This window comes from Ruegeria sp. E8 (genome assembly GCF_056533985.1).
Genome location: NZ_JBQFOY010000008.1, coordinates 26,939 through 46,736, shown reverse-complemented (window position 1 = coordinate 46,736; position 19,798 = coordinate 26,939). Strand labels below are relative to the sequence as shown.

Below are 19,798 nucleotides of genomic sequence, written 5' to 3'. Positions count from 1 at the left end.
ATGACCGAGACCAAAACACTTTCGCTTGCCGAAATCGAAGAGCTGTCGTTCAACGCTCTGATCGCCGCTGGCACAAGCGAAGAGAACGCCCGCCCTCTGGCCGTCGCCACGGCCGCGACCGAGGCAGATGGGGTGGCCAGCCACGGTTTGGCTTATATCCCGATCTACTGTGAACATGTGCAATGCGGCAAGGTTGATGGTCAGGCGAAACCAACGCTTGAAACCCCGCGCCCCGGCCTTATCCGTGTCGACGCCGCGACCGGTTTCGCGCATTCGGCCATTGATCTGGGGTTTGAGGCATTGATCCCTGCGGCGCGCGAACAAGGCATCGCTGCGTTGGCAATTACCAACAGCTACAACTGCGGTGTTCTCGGCTATCACACCTATCGATTGGCGCAGGCGGGACTGGTTGGTCTTGGGTTCACCAATGCCCCCGCCTCGATTGCACCGTCGGGCGGATCGAAGCCCGTTGTGGGCACCAATCCGTTCTCCATTGCGGCACCGGGTACAGACGGGCAGCCAGCCCTGCTGATCGACCAAAGCGCCAGCACCATCGCAAAAAGCGAGGTCATGAAACACGCAAGGGAAGGCAAAGCCATTCCGGTCGGATGGGCGCTGGATGCTGACGGGAACCCGACAACAGACCCTAACATTGGCCTAAAGGGCAGCATGGCCCCGTCCGGTGGGTACAAAGGCGTGGGTATCGCTTTGCTGACCGAAGTCATGGCCGCTGCCCTGACGGGATCAACACTTGGATTGAACGCATCGCCCTTTTCAGGAACTGCCGGAGGACCGCCAAAGACAGGGCAATTTTTCATCGCGATTGATCCCACAGTATCGTCCGACGGCTTGTTTACCGGTGCAATGACAGATCTGGTTGAATCGATCAGAGCTCAGGATGGCGCGCATCTGCCCGGCGACGGCCGTCGCAAGAGCCGCTTGTCGTCCAGCGAGTCCGGTGTCGCGGTGAACTCTGCAACTTTGGCAAAGATCGAAGGAATTGTGGGGGCAGGCTAACGCCCCCCCCCTCAGTTTGAGCGCAGCAATCAGGTGACTGCTTTGTGGCAATATGCATTGCACGCGCTACCACCCCACAAAAAACTGTCACGCCAACAAGGAAGACATACATTGGCGACCCCGGCAGGATTCGAACCTGCAACCTGCCCCTTAGGAGGGGGCTGCTCTATCCAGTTGAGCCACGGGGCCGCGCTTCGCCTTCTGTAACCGGGATTTTCCGGGTTGTCATCGGCTTTGCACAATTGTTGTACACGCAGACCTGTTCACGCTACCATCGGACAAAACAACAACGCAGGTGCCTCCCGTGAACAGTGAAACCAAACGCCCGCTTACCCTCCGCGATGTGTCCGAGGCTTCCGGAGTATCCGAGATGACGGTAAGCCGGGTTCTGCGTAACCGGGGGGATGTGTCCGACGCCACCCGCACCCGCGTTCTCGCCGCCGCCAAAGAGCTGGGATATGTCCCCAACAAGATCGCAGGCGCGCTGGCCTCCAGTCGGGTCAATCTGGTTGCGGTGATCATCCCGTCGCTTTCGAACATGGTGTTTCCCGAGGTGATGACCGGCATCAATCAGGTATTGGAAGATACCGAACTGCAACCCGTGGTTGGCGTCACGGATTACCTGCCCGAGAAAGAGGAAAAGGTGCTGTACGAGATGCTCTCGTGGCGGCCTTCGGGCGTTATCATCGCTGGGCTCGAACACACTGACGCCGCCCGCGCAATGCTGGATTCGGCAGGCATTCCCGTGGTCGAGATCATGGACACTGACGGCAAACCGGTGGACGCGATGGTGGGAATCTCACACCGCCGCGCCGGGCGCGAGATGGCGCAGGCGATCCTGAAGGCCGGGTATCAGCATATCGGGTTCATGGGCACCAAGATGCCTCTGGACCACCGCGCCCGGAAGCGCTTTGAAGGCTTTACCGAGGTGCTGGGCAAACACGGGATCGAGATCGAGGATCGCGAGTTCTATTCCGGCGGATCTGCCTTGGCCAAGGGGCGTGAGATGACGCAGGCCATGCTGGAACGTTCGCCTGAATTGGATTTTCTATATTATTCCAATGATATGATCGGTGCCGGCGGTCTGCTGTACCTGCTGGAACAGGGCGTGGATATTCCGGGTCAGATCGGGCTGGCCGGGTTCAATAACGTTGAACTTTTGCAGGGCCTGCCACGTAAACTGGCGACGATGGACGCCTGCCGTTTGGATATCGGCCGACAAGCCGCTCAGATCATCGCCGAACGCCTAAAAGATCCGGAGTCCGAGATCGAGACGCGCGTGACCCTGACCCCCAAAATCAGCTTTGGCGACACTCTGAAACGGCGATGAGCGTGTCCCTGAAACGGCTCGACAACCGCGCGGCCCGAGCCATTTTCATGGATCGACATGCATTGGCCGAACAACCTTCGGGCGCGGCTAAAGGTGATGAGCTTCTGGACCTGATCCAGCGGCTAGGTTTCGTTCAGCTCGACAGCATTAACACGGTCGCCCGCGCTCATGACATGATCCTGTTTTCACGCAGGCCTTCTTATCGCAGTGCAAACCTGAAAAGGCTCTATGAAAGGGAAAAAGCGCTGTTTGAGCACTGGACGCATGATGCAGCCGTGATTCCGATGTCGTACTACCAACACTGGCACCTGCGCTTTCAACGCGATGCGGACTTGCTGAAAGCGCGATGGAAAAACTGGCGGCGGGATGGGTTTGAACAGCAGTTCGAAACGGTTTTGCAACACATTCGGGACCACGGTCCGGTATCCTCTTCCGACGTCGGCAAGGATGAAAAGAAGGGCTCGGGCGGATGGTGGGATTGGCATCCGTCGAAAACCGCTCTGGAGTTTCTATGGCGTTCGGGTGCTTTAACCGTTGTGGGGCGGGAAGGGTTCCAGAAACGCTATGATCTGACCGAACGGGTGATTGAAACCCGGCTGTGTCCCGGCAATATGCCCTGTGATGCCGAGGCGACCGTCGATTGGCTGTGCAATGCAGCGTTGGACCGGTTGGGTTTTGCAACGTCCGGCGAATTGGCTGCGTTCTGGGACACGGTCAGCACAACAGAGGCGAAGAACTGGTGCGCCCGGGCGCTGGCAGATGGCGACATTGAAGAAATCGAGGTTACCTGCGCCGACGGACGCCTGCGTAAAACTTTTGCACGCCCGGGATTGCTGGATCAGGTGACCGACTTACCGCAACCGCCCGGCCGCATCCGTGTTCTCAGCCCGTTCGACCCGATGCTGCGTGACCGGAACCGGGCCGAGCGGTTGTTTGGCTTTCACTATCGCATCGAGGTCTTTGTACCCGAGGCCAAGCGCACCTATGGCTATTACGTCTTCCCGCTGCTCGAAGGAGACCGTCTGGTTGGCCGGATCGATATGAAAGCGCATCGCGATCGTAACCTGTTGCATGTCAAAGCACTCTGGCCCGAACGCGGGGTGCGTTGGTCTGACGCTCGCACCCGCCGTCTGAATGCCGAGTTGGACAGGGTGCGTCGACTGGCCGGCGTCACCGATGTCGAGTTCGCAAATGACTGGCTGAAAGACCCTAAATAGGGTCTATTCGGCGCCAGAGATCGTGAGTTGGATCGGCTCCAGCCCGTCGATTTCACCAGTCAGAACATCCCCTGCCACAACCGGGCCTACGCCCGCAGGTGTACCGGTCAGGATCAGATCACCGGGGCGCAGATGGTAGAAACCGGACAGGTGCACAACGATTTCGTCGATCTTCCAGATCAGTTCTTCCAGCGTCGCGTCCTGGCGCAGTTCGCCGTTTACACTGAGGCGGATGTGTTTGTTGTCGTCCGGAGACCAATCAGCAGCAGGGGTCAGTGGAGCAAAAACTGCTCCGTTTTCGACGTCTTTGCCCAGATCCCAGGGTCGCTGCTTGTTTCGCTCGCGGATTTGCAGGTCGCGGCGGGTCATATCAAGCGCACAGCCATAGGCGTAGACAGCATCCCACGCCTGCGCTCGGGTGGCTCGAAACACTGGCTTTCCAATCGCCAATGCCAGTTCCATCTCGTGATGGTAATTCTCGGTCCCGGCTGGATACGGGACGGTCGCTCCGGAGAGGATCGCGTTTGGTGCGGACTTGGTGAAATAGAACGGTGCTTCGCGATCCACCTCATTCCCCATCTCGGCGGCATGGGCCGCATAGTTTCGGCCTACGCAGAAAATACGCCCAACAGGATAGCCCGCGGGCTCGCCGACGAAGGGGATGGTGATTGGATCGGGAAGGGAAAACAGACTGTTCGACATGTTGGATCCTGAATATTGCTTTGCCGTCATCTTACGCCTGCCAGAACAGTCAGCAAGCCGGGAAAGCGCGCTGGATTTCGCCACCATCCAAGAGTTGTTTCAGCGCGAACCTGCTCAATTCTGACCTGAGAGAAAACCGCCGTATCAAAACAAGTGCATATTCGTCTTTATGGACGCATCAAGGCACAAACAAATCGGGTTAACACTTGGCTCAGACGAATGTCGGGCTAGGTACTGAAAAGGACTGGTTTGACGCATCCATCTTATGAGATGCGAAGACAGCAATACCGCGCCCTTGGCACCATAAGTGACCAAGGTGACGCGAGAAAACCACTTGCGGACCCATGTAACGATCGGAAATTGCCAAAGTCTGTTTCGGAGAGCATAGGTGCATGGCCCTTCCCCCAAGGGCAGAAAAACCCTAGTCAGAGCCACATTTTCGGCTCGCCAAATACTCCGATGCGCAGGCCGGACCGTCAGGTCAAACCTGACGCAACCGGCCTCAGGCCAGGCCCAACAACCAGTCCGAGTCTGGCCGCCCCGCCGGAGATACCCCCTAAAGTTTCCGGCGGGGTTCTGGCGAAAAATGCCTCGGATCGCGATCGATATCAGGTATCCAGGTCTTTCAGTTCGTTCAGAAGATCCAGCAACAGTTCATGCTTCTCCGACCCCAGATTGGAGCGAATGCGTTCGGCCTGTGCCAGGCTGACGGCCAGGTTGGCGCGTATGATCTGAACTCCGCCCTCAGCAATCTCGACAATCTGGCGGCGGCGGTCCGCCGGATGGCAGCGCCGCGTGATCAATCCACGATGTTCCAGCTTTTGCAAAATGCGGGTCAGGCTGGGCAACAACAGACAGGCACGATCAGCAATATGCGTCGGCTCCTGCGGGCCTTCTTCGATCAATACACGTAGCACGCGCCACTGCTGTTCAGTGACGCCAGCGTTGGCCAGCATTGCTCGGATGGGTCCCATAACCTTTTCCCGCGCCCGTAAAAGCGCAATGGGCAAAGATCGCGACGTCAGTGGGATGTCGTCGGTCATATGAAAATTATCGCCGAAATCCGTGCTTTACGCAAGGGAACCCACCGGAAGGGTTACGGTTTCAAACCACTGCGCCAGGTGAAAAAACCATGCGCGAAGTGTCATATTCAGCCATCACACTCACCAGAAAAGGCTGGGTCACGCCGAACAAATGAACCCAAAAATGATGATGCGTTCATGGTCCAGGTCGCCATCGCTGCGCACCTGACGGTTCAAAAGCGGAGGATTTCAGACTTGTGCATCGTAAAATCGCATATTCAGTCTCTAATGCAGGGAAAATACAGTTTGACGGCCTCGATACGCGTTTATCGATCCATAGCCGCAGCTGCCTGAGCGTACCCACCCGACGCTCCGTCCACGAAGTGTACGTGGTCATCCCGCGTGGCGGACGGGACAAAACATGTCATCATGGCCTCGTCTTGCACATGTAGCCCGTATCGAATTTTGCCGCGCCCACGGGCCTCTTGCAGCATATGTTTGATCTGTCGCAAAGTGGCTGGATCACAATCCAGTGTCATCTTCAGACCGTCATCGAATTTGCGGAAATCAGCATTGCTGCTGACCATTTTCCTGTAATGATCGGGCTCGAACTGCCCAAGGCGCTTACCGATCTTGAACAGGATCGCGATCAACAGGTTCTGAACCAGCAAGAAGAGCTTGTGCAGCGCCAAACGCCGCCCTTCGCGCGAAACATGCGCGTCGATTTCGAGCCCAGGCGGAGGCCACCTCATGGGCGGGCCATTTTCCGGCACCGGATGGCCTGCGCGTTCCAGTTCTTCAGACGCTGACAAAACGGATTGTGCCAGATCGGCAAAGTCACGTTCAGTTGCCGAGGCGGTCGGTTCGATGACCAGCGAAACGATCTGACCATGCCGCGCCGGGCTGTTGGACCATCTACACGACAGGCCCGTCAGGTCCGGCTGCACACCTGGCTCGGCTGGCGCAATCATATGGTGGCCCGCTTTCATCTCAGCCTCGGCCCAGGCCAACCCGCCGCCCGAGAACATGGCGTAATCCACCCCGGACGACGGTGCAAAGCGGGCAACACGCAGATCCCTGCCCACCCTTCGAATCTCTGCGACAGACACCAACGCCGCACGCAAAGGCATGGAAAACTCTTCTTCCGCCCAGCGCCGCAAGGCTGCCAGGGTTTCCCGGGCCGCTTCAACGCCACTGGGAGGGACGGCAAACGCCGCTCCATCACCGCCAAAGACATAGGGAAACAGCTTGCCGCCCATCGCGTTAATCATCGCCGAGATTACGGCGGCCCCAACAGTGTTGACGGTCTTGTACCTGCCCCTCGCGATTTCACCCGTTGAATCAACAATATCCGCAACACCCAGAAACCAATCGTCCGGCACAGTCGAAAACTGCGCCGGGTCTGCCAACAGCGTAAAATCCCGCAACAGGGGAAGGTTTTCATAAAACGCAGAATGGAGGTCTTTCATTTTCCCCCTCGAAATCAATCATCTGGCTAAGATAGATGGAATGCGGCCCGAGTCCGCTTTCTGAAACATAATACACATGCTTGTGCGTTGCATCATGACATGCCAAGCGTTCCTTTCGGATGAGCGGAAAAGGGGCAGGAAATGCAGACGGGTTTGGTGGTTTTATGCCTGGGCTATGTGCTCAGTCAGTTCTTCCGTGCGTTTCTGGCCGTTCTCAGCCTGGACCTTGAACGTGATATCGGCGCGACGCCCGAGGATCTGGCCTTTGCGTCGGGTCTTTGGTTTCTGGTGTTTGCAGCAATGCAGATCCCGGTCGGCTGGGCACTGGACAGGGTCGGCCCCCGGTTGACTGCAGCGGCGCTGCTTCTAGTTGGCGGCGCAGGAGGGGCTGCGATTTTCGCCGCAGCGACCTCACCTTTGCATGTCAGCGTCGCTATGGGTCTGATAGGCGTCGGGTGCTCTCCGGTCCTGATGGCATCGTATTTCATCTTTGCCCGCGAATACCCTCCGGCCCGGTTCGCCACATTGGCCGCCGTCATGCTGGGGGTCGGCTCGGTGGGCAATCTGGTAGCCTCTTACCCAACCGCGCTTGCCGTTGAGTGGATGGGGTGGCGCGCAACGATGATCGGGTTGGCCACGGTATCTGCCGTAATTGCCTTGGGGATCTGGCTGAGCGTACGCGACCCCGCCAAGGTCGAGACGGAACACAAAGGGTCGCTGCTGGATCTTCTGAAAGAGCCTGCTCTTTGGCTGATCATGCCCCTGATGCTGGTGGCCTACGCACCCTCAGCCGCCCTGCGCGGGCTTTGGGCGGGTCCCTATCTGAACGATTTCTTTGGTCTGAACACGACTCAGATCGGCACTGCAACACTGATCATGGGGTCCGCCATGATTGCCGGTACCTTTGTCTACGGACCGTTGGATCGTGTTTTCGGCACCCGCAAGTGGGTGATCTTCGCAGGGAATGCGCTGGGCGCTGTTTCACTGACCCTACTGTGCCTGTGGATTGACAATGCCATATGGTTGTCCGTTCTGCTGTTGGCTGTCATCGGCTTTGTCGGAGCCAGCTTTCCGGTCATCATGGCCCATGGTCGGGCCTTCGTGCCGCCGCATCTGGTGGGCCGGGGTGTGACCCTGTTGAATCTTTTCGGGATCGGCGGTGTCGGCATCGCCCAGTTTGTCACCGGCCGCATTCACGCCGCCTCTGTTGAAGCTGGGCCGACCGCGCCCTACACGGCGATATTCGGGTTTTTTGCCATAACCCTTGCCATAGGATGCGTGATCTATCTATTCAGCCGGGATAGTGTGGATTGAGGCAATTACGGAGCAAACTGTGCAGGATATCGAGGTTATAGCGCCAAACCTGAAACACAGCCTGTCCGGCGTCACCACAACCGTCATACGCCTGCTGCCGATCCAGAAGCACTTGATCGGGATCGTCGCCACCGGACCCGGCCTGCCTGATGACCTGCCCCATATCAGACTGATCAAAATTCCATTCCTATCGAACCGGACAACCCGGGTCTGGCACGCTCGCCGCAATACCGAAATGCTGATGGGGCTGTTTCTGAAAAACGTGCTGCGACGCAATCTGAAGCTGTTGTTCACTTCGGCCGCACAGCGTAATCACTCTGGTTTCACCAAATGGCTGATCTCGAGAATGGACGCGCTGATCGCCACGACACCCCAAGCCGCGTCCTTTCTCGAACATCCCGCAACCGTCATCATGCATGGTGTGAACACTGAATTGTTTCATCCGGCCAAGGGCAAATCAGCGCTACGGCAAAAACTGGGGCTGCCTGATGGGACTTTGATCGGGTGTTTCGGGCGTATTCGGCCACAAAAGGGTGTCGATCTCTTGGTGGATGCGGCGATCGAAGTCCTGCCAAACCATCCCGACGCCAGCATTGTCTTTACCGGGCGCGCCACAAAAGAGTTTGAAACGTTCCAACAGGAACAAGAGGCCAAACTCAACGCGGCCGGATTGTCGGAGCGTGTGCATTTCCTGGGCGAGCGCCCCTGGGAGGAAATTGTCGAAACCTACCGCGCGCTGGATCTGTTTGTGGCCCCGGCCCGTCACGAAGGCTTCGGCCTGACCCCGCTTGAGGCGATGGCCTCAGGCGTCCCAGCAATCGCCTGCGACGGCGTCGGAGCCTTCAGCGCTCAGATCAAGGACGGGGAAACCGGCCGTTTGATCGAAAAAGACAACGCAGCAGCGCTGGCCGAAGCGCTGGATCAGATGCTGAGCAATCCTGACAATCTGGCCCAGTCCGGTCGGGCCGCCAGAAAGCATATCGAAAAGGATTTTCGAATCGAAGGAGAGGCCGAAGCCATCGTGCAGGTCTATAGGTCTTTGCTGGATACAGGCGAAACAGGGCATTCCGATTAAAATCGACGTCAATTCGATCAATTCGCCTGTGAAAGCCCTTTTTTCTTTGCCGCAACGCAGCTATGAACGCGCGTCCTTAACTTTGGAGACATGAAATGGGCTATCGCGTCGTTGTCGCCGGCGCCACGGGTAACGTGGGCCGCGAAATGCTGAACATCCTGGCGGAACGCCAGTTCCCGGTCGATGAAATTGCCGCTCTGGCAAGCCGTCGTTCGCTGGGCACCGAGGTAAGCTTTGGCGACAAGACATTGACGACCCAGGACATCGACACTTTCGACTTCTCCGGCTGGGACATGGCGCTGTTCGCCATCGGCTCGGACGCGACCAAGACCTATGGCCCTAAGGCGGCTGCGGCTGGTTGTGTGGTGATCGATAACTCGTCGCTCTATCGCTACGACCCGGACATTCCGCTGATCGTGCCGGAGTGCAACCCCGAGGCGATCCACGACTACAAAAACAAGAACATCATCGCCAACCCCAACTGCTCGACCGCGCAGATGGTTGTGGCGCTGAAGCCGTTGCATGACCGCGCCAAGATCAAGCGCGTCGTCGTGTCGACCTATCAGTCGGTTTCGGGTGCCGGTAAGGACGGCATGGATGAGCTGTGGGATCAGACCAAGGCGATCTACAACCCCACGACCGAGGTTGAGCCGAAGAAATTCCAGAAACAGATCGCCTTCAACGTCATTCCACAGATCGACGTCTTCATGGAAGACGGCTCGACCAAGGAAGAGTGGAAAATGGTTATCGAGACCAAGAAGATCGTCGATCCGTCGATCAAGGTCACCGCAACCTGCGTCCGCGTCCCGGTTTTCGTCGGCCATTCCGAGGCCGTGAACATCGAGTTCGAAGAATTCCTGGACGAAGACGAAGCCCGCGACATCCTGCGCGAGGCACCAGGCATCATGGTGATCGACAAGCGCGAAGCTGGCGGCTACGTCTCGCCCATCGAATGCGCGGGCGATTTCGCCACGTTCATCAGCCGTATCCGTCAGGATTCGACCATCGAGAATGGTTTGAACCTGTGGTGCGTGTCGGACAACCTGCGCAAGGGCGCGGCCCTGAACGCGGTACAGATTGCCGAATTGCTGGGCCGAGAAGTTCTGAAAAAGGGCTGACAGGCCGACATTCTTCAAGGATTAGAAAACAAGAAACCCGCTGTTTTGTCAGCGGGTTGTTTTGATTTTTGTAAGAAAGCCAACTTTGTGCAGCAATGCTGACGTTAAAGCTAATGAAGCGAATGGCCGCTTTCAGACCCACCATCTATTCGGCTACTTCACTATTCCACTTAGTAGCTCAATTTCCTGCACTTACTCCCAACCTTAGTCATCGAGCCAACGCGGAGGAAACTCGCTTGGCATCATAAAGCGCGCACCTAAGGTGCAAGCCACCTAAACGGCTCAGCAGGTGCAAATTTATCTGAGACATCGCCCGCCAGAATTGGATGCCCTTTTAGTTCCAGCTTTTGAGGTTCACCGCCCTCTGAAAGATCAAGTTTGTTGATTTCAACCCAATAAACATTGGGGCTTATAGCCGACTCAAAGTAATATCTTCCGCTTTCATGGTCTGCGACGGAACGCCAAACCGTCGTTGCGAGGTTCGGCGCATCAGGGTCAGTAATTCCGAGTGGAACCGAAACATTGCGGATGATCGAAAAGGCGGCTGCGGTCGCCATTCGGGGATCTTTGAACTCAGGTACTGTATCGAGATAAAAATCTGCTCGTGTAAAACGATCTGCCGCGCGATTGGTGCCCGGCAACATAGAAAGGCCGCCGACCTGATCCCAATAGGCGGTCAAAGCAAGTTGCTCATCATAGGTAGGAGAGTTTGTCATGACGCGATATTCGCCACCGTGATGCACAATGAGCTCGCCCTCCACGTATTCGAAGATCGCGGAATCCCCGCTTTTGTCAGACAACGAAAGATGCAAGCCGGCTTCGTGGCCATTGGGAAGGCGCGGAGCTACCATAGTGAATGGCTGTGCCGACAAGCCTTCAACCGCCTCCGCGACCGTCGCGAAATTGTCGAGTGCATATTGCGCCCAGGCACCGACGGACAGCATTGGCTTACCTTCTGCTTCACCGTAATCGGCTTCCGCCAAATAAAGCAGGTTAGCTACAAGCCCCGCTTCGTTCATGCCGTCGACGGTGCCAATGTCATAACCTGACAAGGTGATAGATCCATATTTGGAAACCCACTCAATGGAACCTTCTCCCAGACCTCCGTCCCGTTTCATACCTTTGGGGAACGCCCAGAAATCTGATCCTACATCCTCGAACCAATCCATACTTCTGGCCGTGATGAAATTGTCCGCTCCAGTTTTGTAGAGTAACCGAGTGCAAGCATCGGCAGAAACTGCCATTGCAGATACAGCGCAGATACTGCAGATCCCAGCAAATAGTTTTCGAGAAAGAATTTTCATTTTTGAACCCCATAGTGTGTTTCGAATGTCGACATACAGGAAGATCGGGTGCTTCAATTTTTCGAAAGTCGCACAGAAACTGTCTATAAGCCCTGTGACATGCTTTCAGGGCTTACATTAACAGCGTGACACTGACGGTTTGCATCAACAAACTGACTTCGACACCCTTATCCAATAACGCCGTGCCCACGGGCTTGCATGCAATTCACCAGAACCTGGCGCTGGACCAACTCGTCATTGTATTGACCTTTGACAGAGCCAAGAATCCCACCAGCGACTGCCCCACCCAGAGCGTCATACCCATCTCCAATCATGGCACCGGTGAGTGCACCGTCGATTGCACCGAATGTAGTATCCATTGCCCTTTTACCGGATTGATAGTTTACGGCCAGAGCAGTGCAATCTGCTTCGTCCAGAAAAAAATTCGCATTTCTTGTGCCATCAACTGCAAGCGGCTTCTGCATGGGGTACTGAGTGCAAGCGGTTAAGCCAAGTACCGCAACGAGAACGAGTTTTTTCATGATCGCTTCCCTTCCAATCTATGGATTTTGGCCTGAGAGATAAGCGTTCAGATTGGCCTTTCTCTGAACAGTGCTCACATAAGCAATCACGGAAATGTTATAAGAACGATTTCGACGATTTGACGCCGCGTAAAATTCCAGTATTCGCGGATGACGGAAGCAGACATGTTTTACTGTTCTGAGTTTCGGAATGGAAAATTTAAACAATCAATGCGTGACAATGCGTCAGCAGATGAAAGTTGCTCAGCGATCTCAGGTTTCATAGCACCGGAAGGGTCAGTCGTGCGCCACCGGTTTCTTCCGTTTGCGGACGTTGGCCAAGTTTGCATTTCGTGTCAAAAATGACTCCATCCGGACCTTCAGCAGTCTAGACAGATGGACCGCCAATTATCCCTGCCTCTCTACCAGAACCTTTGGGTTCATTGAGCGTATCCGCCAAAACGCAAAAATTACCTGCGCAATGGCACAACCCCGAACACGGCACTTTCCGCCCTAACCCGTTGACAAAGGCAGGCGCACTTGCCACCTAAATGCCAAACCTTGATCGCGGCAGATGTGACAGAACAGGCCAAAGGCAGCGTCCCGCACAAGGTGACAGAGGCTGGGCATGCACGTTTCGACCAAACACAGGATTGGCAGAACCCTGACCATCGGATGCGCGTGCATTCTGATGGCGCTTGTGGTGATCGGCTTTACCGGGCAGGTCTTTGCCGTGGGGGACTCGATTGCCCTTCTGCGCCCGCAGGCCGGGGTTTTGCTTTTGCCCTGCGCAGCGATTTTGCTGTGCATACGCGCCAGATATCTTGCATTGACCACGCTGGCCTTTGCCGCGGTCGCCATCGGATCAATCGCGATGAGTGTTGCTGCACCATCCAACGATTGCGATGATACCTGCCTGACGCTCTATCAGAAAAACCTGATGAGCAAAGCCTGGCCGCGCTATTCCCTGGCCGAAGATATCATCGGGTCCAAGGCCGAGATCGTGACGTTGCAGGAAGTCTCCAGTCACAATCGCAAGTACATGAGCAACATGTTCGAGCATTACCCGTCAAAAGCGATCTGTGAGTTTCGCCCCGAACAAAACGTTGCCATCCTGACGACCTTGCCAATTGTCGAAAATTCCGAGTTTTGTCTGGAAGGCTATGGGCTTGTTGGCGTGCAGGTTAAAACGCCCGGCGGTGGTTCGGTTTGGGTTGTGTCCATTCATCTGAAATGGCCGTTTCCGTACGACCAATCCAATCAAAGCCAGGTGATTGCGGACCGGATCAGGGAACTCGAAGGCCCGGTGCTGATTGCCGGCGATTTCAACATGGTGCCCTGGGGCGAAAGCGTCCAGCGAATTGCGGCAGCAGCCGACAATCAGAGTTTTGGTACCGTCCTGAACACTCACAGCCTTGGCAGCTGGAAAGTTCCCTTGCCGATAGACAACCTTTTGTTCCCGAAAGGAACAACTGGAACGGTCGAGCTGCGACCTTTCATGGGGTCGGATCACCTCGGAAAACTCGCCCGGTTTCAGCTTGAATCAAATGCACTTCATTAAGCGAACCGCTACGCGAAACACAGCTTTGACCACAAAAACACCGCCAAATTAGCCATGGCGTTCGACCAATGCCTTAAGATTGGTCAACCCGCGCTCATAATCACCGCCAACCCACTTATCCATCATCAGTCCCATCCAGCGGGACATCGGGTTCATCCCCAGATCGGATTCGAACCCCCAGGTCACTTTGGTTGCGTCCCCTTCCGGTTCCAGAACAAACGACGCCGTAGCAGTCCCCATGGAGCCGAAATCCAGCGCTGTTCTGACCAGTTGGTTTTCCACGCTTTCGACGATTTCCTGTGACCCGGTGCCGACCTGCGGATGGTCAGAGGCCCAGTTCAGCGTATTTCCAACACCCGCCTCAGGGCCCGAGTAAGCCAGTTTGGTTTCAGGATCACGGTGCAGCCAGGGCGACCACTGTTCGGTTTCCTGCATCGAATTCACATAAGGAAAGATTGCATCCGCTGGTGCGTCGATCGTGATGCTACGTGAAACTTCAGCCTTGCCCGGCAACAGGTAGGACGTGCCGACCAGCGCCAGAATGAGAATAAGCAGAGTGATAACAATACGTTTAATGAATCGCATGACGCGCCCCTGATCGAAAAGCCCATTCACCGATCATAACAAAAAATGGCGCGAAATCAGAGGTCTGATCCGCGCCAATCAAATGTTTCAGGTCATGCCGTCTAGCGCGCCACCTATGTCACGGCTGATAGGGCAATGACGAGTGGTGCAAAACGATACGAAGTGTTCCGTCAGAGTCTTTCTTGTAGCCAAAACTCTTGTCGACCTGCGTGACGTTGCCGTTCTTGTCCGTCAGCTTGACCTTGCCCATCCACATGGCGACATCGCCCTCGACAAAGCTGGCAGACGTTTCGCTTTCCATCGCTCGCCAGCCTTTGATCCCGAACCCGCCATCCAGCGGATACTCGGCATCATGACCAACGAAATAGGCCAGTGCGCCGTGGCGTGTCGGGCGGAACGTCTGATCCCCCGAGGCCATGGTCGGCTTGAACAGGACCGATCCCAGATTATAGCCATAGGCCGCATCCAGAACACTTTCAGCAACGGGGCGGGCCGCCTCGATACCACCTTCTTCGAAGGCTTTTGAAATGGCGATCAGCCCTTCGCCCCAAGCGTTGCGGGCAGCGGCCAGTTCATCGTTGGTTATCGGCATGGTCCTGTCCTTTCATGTCCAGCGCGTATCGCACGGTAATTGGCAGCAAGTGAATGCCATAGCAAGAGGGTGCTGTTTGCGGGGTTCAAGCACGCCCTGGCGCCACCTGACAGATTGGGGAAGAACGCCTTTGGTTCACCTGTCGCACAGTGATTGCCCATTTTCTGCTAAAGCCCTATTAATTATCAGAAAATTCGAACCACTATCGAATTTCCTTGCAAGGTTTTGCAAAGGAATTTGCCACCAGTATCAAACCAGCGCCGTGGGGGCGTTTGAACTAGGGTGAATGTGGTGGAAATGATTATCACGCTTGAACACAAGGAATCCGTCCGTCTGGACCCGGATCAACTGAGCGGGCTGTACCGACAGCTTGGCGACAAGAACGCGCTGGACGTTCTGTGCCGCACGGTCGAGGAACTGGCCGTGCGCCTGTCAAACTGCGAACGCTATTGGCGTCAGCGGGAGTGGGCTGACTTGCGAAAATGCGCCAAGTCACTGGTCGCAATTTCTGAACAGATTGGGATGACGGCCCTGGCCAGGGTGGCGGGCGACGTCGCCCAGACCGTCGATGCTGGTGACGCGGTTGCGGCCGGCGCGACATTAGGGCGTCTGATCCGCGTTGGTGAACGGTCGTTGACGGCGGTCTGGGATCAGCAGGACCTTTCCGTCTGACAGGGGTTGCGGGCAAATCATGCGCGGCTAGTCTGTGCGCAGTATCCATCTGCCGAGACACCCATGACCCTGTCCTTTGCCCCATCCTCTGACCCTTCCCTGCCGCTTCATGTGATCGCAAAGCCGGATCTGGACCATTGGTTGCAGGACCAACCTGACGCAGTGCGATCCTGGGTCGCCGCGAACGGGTTTACCGCAGCACTGGGGCAGACTCTGCTGGTGCCGAACGGAAATGGTGCGGTTGAAATGGCGCTGGCCGGGTATGGAACCGACGAAAAGCGCGCGCGCAAGCGGTTTCCCTTGGCTGCTGCAGCCATGGCTCTGCCGGAAGGCACCTATCGCATCGCGTCGGGCGTTCCCGCCGACCGGTTGGAGATGGAGTGTTTTGGTTGGTTGATGACCGGCTACACCTTTGATCGATACGCGTCTCAATCCGGTGGGTCGGCGGCGTTGATTGCGCCCGATGGTGTCGACACCGCCCGTATCGAAGCCATGGCCAATGCCGAGGTTCTGACCCGCGATCTGGTGAACACCCCTGCCTCGGACATGGGACCGAACCAATTGCAACAAGCGGCCGAAGCTCTGGCCGGTGAATTCGACGCCTCATGCGATGTAATCACCGGCGACGCGTTGCTGGACCAGAATTTCCCTATGATCCACACGGTCGGACGGGCTGCGGAGCAGGCCCCACGGCTGATTGAAATGAACTGGGGTAAAAGCGGCCCCAAACTGACGCTGGTCGGCAAAGGCGTGTGTTTCGACACAGGCGGGCTGAACCTGAAACCGGGCGCGTCCATGGGTCTGATGAAGAAAGACATGGGTGGCGCGGCCAATGTGCTTGGGCTGGCACGGATGATCATGGCGCTGGACCTTCCGTTGCGACTGCGGGTCCTGATCCCAGCGGTCGAAAACGCGGTGGCCGGAAATGCCTTCCGCCCCGGAGACATTTTGACCTCGCGCAAGGGTTTGACGGTTGAGATCAACAATACCGATGCGGAAGGGCGACTGGTGCTTGCGGATGCGCTGGCGCTTGCGGCTGAAGAGGAGCCCGATCTGGTGATCTCGATGGCGACGCTCACCGGTGCCGCTCGGGTGGCCGTGGGGCCTGATTTGGCTCCGTTCTACACTGATGATGAAACTTGTGCATCTGCGCTGTCCATCGCTGCAAAAGCTTCGGCAGATCCGGTCTGGCGCATGCCGTTTCACGCACCTTACGAAACAATGATCGAACCGGGCATCGCAGATCTGGACAACGCGCCATCGGGCGGGTTTGCGGGATCAATCACCGCCGCTTTGTTTCTGCGCCGGTTCGTGGGCACGCAACGCTATATCCATTTCGACATCTATGCCTGGCAACCCAGAAGCGAGCCCGGGCGCACAAAAGGCGGGCTGGGTCAAGGACCGCGCGCGTTACTGAACGCGCTGCCGGCGATGTTGGACCTATGACCCACAAACGCATCTCCACACCCGTGGTCGATCTGCTACGCAGTCCGGATGGCCCTCGCGACCGGCAGGTCCTGTTTGGTGACACGGTTCAGGTCACGGATACAATAGACGGGTGGAGCCGTATCGTCGCGGACAAAGACGGATACAGCGGCTGGTTGGAAACGGATCATCTGTCGGCAGACGTGCCCGCTACACATAGGGTCAACGCGCCCGCGACACATGCCTACGAGGCACCGGATTTCAAAAGCCGAGATCTGGCGTCACTGAGTTTCGGAAGCAAAATCCATGCCACGGCCGAGACGGATCGATTTGTGCAGACCGAGTTGGGTTTTGTTCCAAAGGTTCACACAGCGCCAATCACGGAAAAACCACAAGATCCGGTGGCCGTGGCCGAGTTGTTCCTTGGCACACCCTACCTGTGGGGCGGCAACAGCCGGTTCGGCATCGATTGTTCCGGGTTGGTACAGGCAGGTCTTTTGGCCTGTGGTCTGCCCTGTCCCGGAGACAGCGGCGATCAGGAACATGCTTTGGGCAGGCTCTTGTCCGAAGACGAACCAGCAAGGCGCGGTGACTTGTTGTTCTGGAAGGGGCACGTGGCCTGGGTTTCCGGCGACAACATGCTTTTACATGCGAACGCCAGCCATATGGCGGTGGTATTCGAACCAATGGATCAGGCCATCCAGCGCATTCTGGATCAGGGCGACGGCCCCGTAACCGCCCGAAAAAGGCTCTAATCCGGGTTTACGGCCCGGATCAGCTTGCGTTCCAGCACCCGCAGAACCGCACGCAGATCATGGCCGCGTTTCAGGATCCGGCCATCCATACCAATGACAGAGTACATCCCCTGCCTTGATCTGAGACGTGGATGCTTTTCGACGCGGTAAATCGGGTGTTCTGCGGTGCGCCGGAAGATCGAAAACACCGCCATATCGCGCAGGTTGGAAATACCATAGTCACGCCATTCTCCGGCGGCGACCATCCGACCATAAACGGATAGGATTTGAGACATCTCATGCCGGTTGAAAGCTACGGGCATCTGCGCTGCGCTTGCCGAAAACCGGCTGGGAGGCTGCATATTCATACCTCCAGCCTTGCCGGAAATCGCGTTTAAATCAAGCCTGATGCGCTGTTGTCTTACAATTGCGACACAAGTGTTACCGTCGACCAACCTGACGGCAGATCAGGATTACGGGCAACAAACCCACCGCCAGAATGACCAGCGACGGCACCGCGGCACCCTCCAACCTTTCATCTGACGCCAACCGATACGCCTGTACGGCCAATGTGTCGAAATTGAACGGACGCATGATCAGCGTAGCGGGCAGCTCTTTCATCACGTCCACGAACACGATCAGCAGGGCGGTCAACAGCGACGGGGTCAGAATGGGCAAGTGAACGCGCCGCAGCGTGCCCAGCGGCGTCTGACCCAATGAGCGGGCAGCGGCGTCCATATTGGCGTGAACCGTGCTTTGACCACCTTCATATGCGCTGAGCGCTGCGGCAAGGAACCGTACCATGTATGCCGCGACCAGCAGCCAGATCGATCCCGTGACCAACAGCCCCGTGGACACATCGAAAGTCTTGCGCATCCAGGCATCCAGCGCGTTGTCAAAGCCCGCAAAGGGTACAATCAGACCGACCGCGATCACGCCACCGGGCACGGCATATCCCAGCCGCGCTATATAAGCTGTCGCTGAAGACGCGCGTCCGGGCCTGAGGCGTTGAAAGAACCCGACACAGATCGCCGCGAAAACGGTGACGACTGCGGCCGTTCCGGCAAGGGTCAGCGAATTCTGAACAAAGCCGATATAGCGCCGCGACAGCAGGTTTTGTTCCGATTCCAACCCCATCTCTACCAGAATGATGACCGGCAACAGAAACCCGAACACAACGGGTATCGCGCAAAGCAGAAAAGCCCCAAAGGCGCGCACCCCTGTCAGCCGTGCCGCCGGTTGTGCCACATGTTGTTTCCCGGCCTGGTAATACTTTGCCTTGCCGCGCTGAGTGCGCTCGGCCACTGCCATGATCAGGGCAAAGACCAACAGGCAGAGGGCAAGCTGTGCCGCCGCCGCCCGGTCGGCCATCGAGAACCAGCTGGTGTAAATCCCGGTGGCAAAGGTCTGGACCCCGAAATACGAGACCGTTCCAAAATCCGCAATCGTCTCCATGACGGCCAGCAGAACGCCACCTGCGATTGCAGGCCGCGCCATCGGCAGTGAGACACGCCGGAACGCCAGCCATGGATTGTTGCCCAGCGCGCGCGCTGCCAGAAACGCCGTCGCACTTTGCTGCAAGAACGCAGCCCGTGCCAGCAGGTAGACATACGGATAAAGCACCAGGATCAGCATGACCGCTGCGCCCTCGGTCGAGCGTATCTCTGGGAACCAGTAATCGCGCGGCCCCCAGCCTGTTACATCGCGCAGAGTACTTTGAACGATACCCGGATGGTCCAGAATGAAGGTATACGCATAGGCCAGAACATAGGCTGGAAAGGCCAGCGGCAGAACCAAAGCGATCTCGAGAAACCGAACGCCGGGAAAGCGCGTCATCGTCACCAGCCAAGCCGCCCCGGTGCCAATGCTAAACGTACCTGCCGCAACCAGAACCACGAGGATCAGAGTCGTCACCGTATAGCTGGGAAGCACGGTCTCCATCAGATGCGAGATCGTGTCTGTCCCACCCGTCACTGCCGCCAGCACCACAGCGACCATGGGCAACAGGCACGCCGCAGCCACCAAATAGGCAATTCCGGCCAGCAGTCGGGTGCCGCGTACGCCGCGATTGCGCGATCCGTTTTGTGAATACTCGATTTCGGCCATCATCCCGGCTTGTGACTGGCAAAGGCGAAGGGTTCGCCTTTAATCGACCAAAAAG

The 19,798-nt window shown here is 56.9% G+C and carries 19 protein-coding genes and 1 tRNA gene; 10 read left to right on the top strand and 10 right to left on the bottom strand.

Annotated features, from left to right (window positions below):
* On the top strand, positions 1–1,017 hold the full coding sequence (locus tag ACR0LF_RS12360) for an Ldh family oxidoreductase (protein WP_480577663.1): 1,017 nt from the start codon (positions 1–3) through the stop codon (positions 1,015–1,017).
* A gap of 112 nt (positions 1,018–1,129) precedes the next feature.
* On the opposite strand, the gene ACR0LF_RS12355 is transcribed toward ACR0LF_RS12360, so the two are convergent.
* A tRNA-Arg gene (locus ACR0LF_RS12355) sits at positions 1,130–1,206 on the bottom strand.
* 115 nt (positions 1,207–1,321) lie between these two features.
* Here ACR0LF_RS12355 and ACR0LF_RS12350 point away from each other — a divergent pair.
* Both ACR0LF_RS12350 and ACR0LF_RS12345 read left to right on the top strand, forming a co-directional pair.
* Positions 1,322–2,347 carry a LacI family DNA-binding transcriptional regulator gene (locus ACR0LF_RS12350; RefSeq protein ID WP_480577660.1) on the top strand — a complete coding sequence of 342 codons (1,026 nt, stop codon included), beginning with the start codon at positions 1,322–1,324 and terminating at the stop codon, positions 2,345–2,347.
* A 2-nt stretch (positions 2,348–2,349) separates the two neighbouring features.
* The gene (locus tag ACR0LF_RS12345) at positions 2,350–3,564 is read left to right on the top strand and encodes a winged helix-turn-helix domain-containing protein (RefSeq protein WP_480578054.1); all 1,215 of its coding nucleotides are present in this window, start codon (positions 2,350–2,352) and stop codon (positions 3,562–3,564) included.
* 3 nt (positions 3,565–3,567) lie between these two features.
* On the opposite strand, the gene ACR0LF_RS12340 is transcribed toward ACR0LF_RS12345, so the two are convergent.
* The 3 genes from ACR0LF_RS12340 to ACR0LF_RS12330 form a co-directional block, all read right to left on the bottom strand.
* Entirely contained in the window at positions 3,568–4,266 is a 699-nt protein-coding gene (locus ACR0LF_RS12340; RefSeq protein ID WP_480577657.1) for a fumarylacetoacetate hydrolase family protein, read from the bottom strand.
* A 608-nt stretch (positions 4,267–4,874) separates the two neighbouring features.
* Positions 4,875–5,309, bottom strand: coding sequence for a homoprotocatechuate degradation operon regulator HpaR (hpaR, locus tag ACR0LF_RS12335; protein WP_480577652.1), 435 nt, complete (start codon positions 5,307–5,309; stop codon positions 4,875–4,877).
* Between the two features lie 305 nt (positions 5,310–5,614).
* Complete coding sequence (locus ACR0LF_RS12330) at positions 5,615–6,757, bottom strand: DUF3095 domain-containing protein (protein WP_480577649.1); 1,143 nt, start codon at positions 6,755–6,757, stop codon at positions 5,615–5,617.
* Positions 6,758–6,898: 141 nt separating this feature from the next.
* On the opposite strand from ACR0LF_RS12330, the gene ACR0LF_RS12325 reads away from it, so the two are divergent.
* From ACR0LF_RS12325 to ACR0LF_RS12315, 3 genes are all read left to right on the top strand, one after another.
* Positions 6,899–8,071, top strand: coding sequence for an MFS transporter (locus ACR0LF_RS12325; RefSeq protein WP_480577646.1), 1,173 nt, complete (start codon positions 6,899–6,901; stop codon positions 8,069–8,071).
* A gap of 19 nt (positions 8,072–8,090) precedes the next feature.
* A complete protein-coding gene (locus ACR0LF_RS12320; protein ID WP_480577643.1) occupies positions 8,091–9,146 on the top strand; it encodes a glycosyltransferase family 4 protein in 1,056 nt (351 codons plus the stop codon).
* 95 nt (positions 9,147–9,241) lie between these two features.
* A complete protein-coding gene (locus tag ACR0LF_RS12315; RefSeq protein ID WP_480577640.1) occupies positions 9,242–10,264 on the top strand; it encodes an aspartate-semialdehyde dehydrogenase in 1,023 nt (340 codons plus the stop codon).
* A 257-nt stretch (positions 10,265–10,521) separates the two neighbouring features.
* Here ACR0LF_RS12315 and ACR0LF_RS12310 read toward each other — a convergent pair whose 3' ends face one another.
* Complete coding sequence (locus tag ACR0LF_RS12310) at positions 10,522–11,568, bottom strand: linear amide C-N hydrolase (RefSeq protein ID WP_480577636.1); 1,047 nt, start codon at positions 11,566–11,568, stop codon at positions 10,522–10,524.
* Positions 11,569–11,735: 167 nt separating this feature from the next.
* Positions 11,736–12,089 carry a hypothetical protein gene (locus tag ACR0LF_RS12305; protein ID WP_480577633.1) on the bottom strand — a complete coding sequence of 118 codons (354 nt, stop codon included), beginning with the start codon at positions 12,087–12,089 and terminating at the stop codon, positions 11,736–11,738.
* A 607-nt stretch (positions 12,090–12,696) separates the two neighbouring features.
* Between ACR0LF_RS12305 and ACR0LF_RS12300 the strand changes: the two genes are divergently transcribed.
* A complete protein-coding gene (locus tag ACR0LF_RS12300) occupies positions 12,697–13,629 on the top strand; it encodes an endonuclease/exonuclease/phosphatase family protein (RefSeq protein WP_480577630.1) in 933 nt (310 codons plus the stop codon).
* Positions 13,630–13,677: 48 nt separating this feature from the next.
* On the opposite strand, the gene ACR0LF_RS12295 is transcribed toward ACR0LF_RS12300, so the two are convergent.
* The gene (locus tag ACR0LF_RS12295; protein WP_480577627.1) at positions 13,678–14,214 is read right to left on the bottom strand and encodes an SRPBCC family protein; all 537 of its coding nucleotides are present in this window, start codon (positions 14,212–14,214) and stop codon (positions 13,678–13,680) included.
* A gap of 118 nt (positions 14,215–14,332) precedes the next feature.
* A complete protein-coding gene (locus ACR0LF_RS12290) occupies positions 14,333–14,806 on the bottom strand; it encodes a phosphoribosyl-AMP cyclohydrolase (protein ID WP_480577624.1) in 474 nt (157 codons plus the stop codon).
* A 282-nt stretch (positions 14,807–15,088) separates the two neighbouring features.
* Here ACR0LF_RS12290 and ACR0LF_RS12285 point away from each other — a divergent pair, with 282 nt between their 5' ends.
* The 3 genes from ACR0LF_RS12285 to ACR0LF_RS12275 all read left to right on the top strand — a co-directional run bounded on the left by ACR0LF_RS12285 (position 15,089) and on the right by ACR0LF_RS12275 (position 17,658).
* Complete coding sequence (locus tag ACR0LF_RS12285; protein WP_480577621.1) at positions 15,089–15,478, top strand: hypothetical protein; 390 nt, start codon at positions 15,089–15,091, stop codon at positions 15,476–15,478.
* Positions 15,479–15,541: 63 nt separating this feature from the next.
* Positions 15,542–16,924, top strand: a complete 1,383-nt coding sequence (locus tag ACR0LF_RS12280) for a leucyl aminopeptidase family protein (protein ID WP_480577618.1) — start codon at positions 15,542–15,544, stop codon at positions 16,922–16,924.
* The gene (locus ACR0LF_RS12275) at positions 16,921–17,658 is read left to right on the top strand and encodes a C40 family peptidase (RefSeq protein WP_480577615.1); all 738 of its coding nucleotides are present in this window, start codon (positions 16,921–16,923) and stop codon (positions 17,656–17,658) included. Before ACR0LF_RS12280 ends, ACR0LF_RS12275 begins: the two co-directional genes overlap by 4 nt.
* On the opposite strand, the gene ACR0LF_RS12270 is transcribed toward ACR0LF_RS12275, so the two are convergent.
* Positions 17,655–18,005, bottom strand: a complete 351-nt coding sequence (locus tag ACR0LF_RS12270) for a DUF2794 domain-containing protein (protein ID WP_480577612.1) — start codon at positions 18,003–18,005, stop codon at positions 17,655–17,657. The two genes, ACR0LF_RS12275 and ACR0LF_RS12270, sit on opposite strands and share 4 nt — an antisense overlap.
* Positions 18,006–18,078: 73 nt before the next feature.
* Positions 18,079–19,743 carry an ABC transporter permease gene (locus ACR0LF_RS12265; RefSeq protein WP_480577609.1) on the bottom strand — a complete coding sequence of 555 codons (1,665 nt, stop codon included), beginning with the start codon at positions 19,741–19,743 and terminating at the stop codon, positions 18,079–18,081.
* Positions 19,744–19,798: the final 55 nt, after the last annotated feature.